This is a genomic window from Streptomyces sp. NPDC055140 (genome assembly GCF_053607285.1).
The window spans coordinates 1-1,922 of record NZ_JBSGTG010000162.1; the positions used below are offsets into that span (position 1 = coordinate 1).

The following is a 1,922-nucleotide window of genomic DNA, read 5'->3' on the forward strand; positions in this document are numbered from 1 at the left end:
GCTTTGGTCATGGGCAGGACGCGGCCGGTGTCCTGGGCGTCGTAGCGGACGGGCAGCGTGATCATGTTCATGTGGTCGGGGCTGATGCCCTTCAGGTCCTTGGCCAGGCCGAGCAGTTTGTCCGCGGACGCGAGAGCGGAGTCTGCGCTCACGGTCTTGGTCGCGGTGTCGGCGAGCTTGTAGGCCCGGGCGGGGTTGCCGACCACGTCGATCGATTCGGCGCGGTGGATCAGTGCCTTGATGAATGTCTGCTGGAGCTGGATGCGGCCCAGGTCGCTGCCGTCGCCGACGCCGTGTCTGGTCCGCACGAGCGCGAGGGCCTGTTCACCCTTGAGGGTGTGCCTGCCGGCGCTCAGGGACAGGTGGCTGCTGGTGTCCTTGATGGCCCGGTGGGTGGTGATGTCGACACCGCCGAGCTCGTCGACGAACGTCTGGAAGCCCTTGAAGTCGACCTCGAGATAGTGGTCCATGCGCACGCCCGACATCTTCTCCACCGTCTTGACGGTGCAGGCGGGTCCGCCCACCTGGTACGCCGCGTTGAACATCGACTGATGCTCGCCGGGCGCCGTTGCGCCCGATGGTTTCGCGCACTGCGGCCGGTCGACCATCGTGTCGCGGGGGATGCTGACGACGGAGGCCATTTTGTGGCTCTTGTCGACGTGCAGCACCATCGCCGTGTCCGAGCGGGCGCCGGTGACGCCACGGCCGTACTTGCCGTGTGTGCCGGCGCGCGAGTCGGAGCCGAGGAGGAGGATGTTCATCGCCCCGTCGTGGCCCGCGTCCGGGCGGTTCTTGCCCAGTGCGGCGTTGATGTCCGTGCCCTTGAGGTTCCCGTTCAGGTGCGACCATGCGTAGGCCACACCACCTGCGCCGACCAGGACGGCGCCGAGCGCGGTGTACGTGATGACGCGCAGCCGCTTCCTGCGTGACCTGCCGCGTGAGCGGTGCAGGTTCGCGCACCCGTAGCCGGGGTGGTCAAGGGCGTCGGATGAGGGCACGTGCCCTTCGTCTCCGCTGGTGTGCGGCATGGGCGCTGCCCTCCATATCGAGGGTTGAGATGTGCCGTGGATCAGTCACGGCCTGCGGTCACGACGGCTCAGTACGCGGAGTTGACGTTGTCGATCGAGCCGTAGCGGTCGGCGGCGTAGTTGGCGGCCGCGGTGATGTTGGCGACCGGGTCCGTCAGGCTCTTGGAGGTGCCGGCGACGTGGTAGGCGTCGAAGGTCGGCTGGATGACCTGCAGCAGGCCCTTGGACGGGGTGCCGTTGACCGCGTTGACGTCGTAGCCGTTCACGGCGTTCGGGTTGCCGGAGGACTCACGCATGATGTTGCGGTGCAGACCCTCGTAGGAACCGGGGATCCCCTTGGCCTTCATGATCGACAGGGCCTCGTTGATCCACCCGTCGACGTTGCTTCCGTCGGTGGCCTTCTTGGTCGACACCGAGTGGGCGGCCTTCGGCGCCGCGGTCGGCTCGGCGGCCTGCGCGGGAGACGGGGCGAAGGTCAGCGCTGCGCCCGCGAGACCGGCGGCGGCCAGGACCGTGACGGTGGCGCGCTTGAAGCGGGTGGTGGGGGCGGCAGCGGCGATCGGGGTGGAGAAGGTCATACGGGAGTACCTCTTCGTGTTCGGGGACGTGGTGCGGCGCCGGCCGGTGTGGTGGCGCCTGGAGCGGAGTAATGATCCGCGCCTTGACCCGGGGGTCCGAGCGAGCGGCTTCGCTCGTGCTCCGACCCGTTCTCCGGGACGACAGCCATAGTTAGCGATGGCCGAGAGGGTGCGCAAGGATGTGACGTACTACCCCACTACGGAGGAATGTCCGAAATGACCGCATGAGGCCCCTTCTGTGCACCCCGGGACGGCCCCACCAGCTACTACCACCGCTAGTATGTGATCTGGCTCCTATGGGGTGCTTCACAGGCCC

At 67.6% G+C, this 1,922-nt stretch carries 2 protein-coding genes; both read right to left on the minus strand.

Annotation, left to right across the window (positions count from 1 at the left end; genetic code table 11):
* On the minus strand, positions 1 to 1,028 hold a 1,028-nt coding region (locus tag ACWFR4_RS48620), incomplete at its 3' end, for an LCP family protein (protein WP_453658381.1).
* Positions 1,029 to 1,096: 68 nt separating this feature from the next.
* The gene (locus ACWFR4_RS48625) at positions 1,097 to 1,606 is read right to left on the minus strand and encodes a transglycosylase SLT domain-containing protein (protein WP_453469673.1); all 510 of its coding nucleotides are present in this window, start codon (positions 1,604 to 1,606) and stop codon (positions 1,097 to 1,099) included.
* Positions 1,607 to 1,922 lie beyond the last annotated feature (316 nt).